Genomic DNA, 1,120 nt, shown 5'->3' with positions numbered 1-1,120 from the left:
TTTTTAAGATAGAAAAGTTTTTCTTTTTTATTTTAATTCGCTCTGCATACTCTTTTGGTTCAAATACATAAACCCCATTACAGAACCAACTTCCTCCAAATACAGTACTTATACCTAACACATCAAAAATTTTAGTTTTATAGCTAGGTACATATATGTCATTTCTATATGTACCAATTCCTTCTTCGTAAACATAAATCTGCTTTGTTCTGGATATAAGTTTGAAGTAAGCGAGGTATAAGGCTAACCTAGTACCTATGTCACCATCGATATAAGTTTTTGTCGGTTTTAAACGACTTCCTTTAACAAATGACATGAATCGATTTTTTACAAACAGTACTTTTTTCCAATCACCTGCAGATTTAATATTATTAAAAACAGCTTCTGCATCATGAAACATATCAATAATTATTAAACAACTACCTTCTTTTTTAGAACCGGCAATTATACTAGAAACCGTGATTTGCATGGGTTTTGAGGCAATATAAAGTTCCATTTATTGTTTGACCTTACTTATATTTTTAAATGTACAAAAATACATTATGCATATTTGTAATATTGATGAAAAAAACAATGAGTAAACCAACAAGTCCATTGAATATAATGAGAATATGCAAGATATCCCTATATGTATCAAAGCGACAAAAATGCTAACCGATGAGATTAACTTATTTCTTGCTTGATAAAACAAAAGGTTTACCAGAATGAAGTATGGGATCATTAAAGAGTATCCTAACACTAGAACAGCAACCCACTGACCTAGATTTGTATACTCATCACCAAAAATATAAACAAATAATGAGTCTGGAATTAAGTAAACAAAAATAGGAAACAAAGGCACAATTAGGAATGACTTTAAAACAAGTTGCTTTACTTCTATTGTGTTAAGGGCCCTATTTTTCATTTTCGCATAAAAATGAGGTACTAAAGCTCTATTTAGTGCCAGTAAAAGCAGGTAAAAAATACTTGCAATTTGAATTGCTAAAAAGTATTCCGCAAGAGCACTTTTGGAAAAAGAGTCATTGATGATAAACCTTTCGACATGTCCTCTAATCACACCTGATAGAGCATGTAGTAAGAGAGGTAAACCAAAAGAAAATAAATATAAAATATGTTTTTT

Annotated in this window: 2 protein-coding genes; both read right to left on the bottom strand. The window is 30.2% G+C overall.

The genetic code is table 11. The features are described from left to right. Positions 1 to 496 (bottom strand): hypothetical protein (locus GQR46_RS19950; RefSeq protein ID WP_165742266.1); only part of this gene is annotated, 496 nt, incomplete at its 3' end. Continuing rightward, a partial coding sequence (locus tag GQR46_RS19945) for an oligosaccharide flippase family protein (protein ID WP_165742264.1) occupies positions 497 to 1,120 on the bottom strand: 624 nt, incomplete at its 5' end.

Source organism: Pseudoalteromonas sp. Z1A6 (genome assembly GCF_011378745.1).
In the GTDB taxonomy this organism is placed as follows: Bacteria; Pseudomonadota; Gammaproteobacteria; order Enterobacterales; family Alteromonadaceae; genus Pseudoalteromonas; species Pseudoalteromonas arctica.
This window is presented reverse-complemented; position numbering and strand designations above follow the sequence as displayed.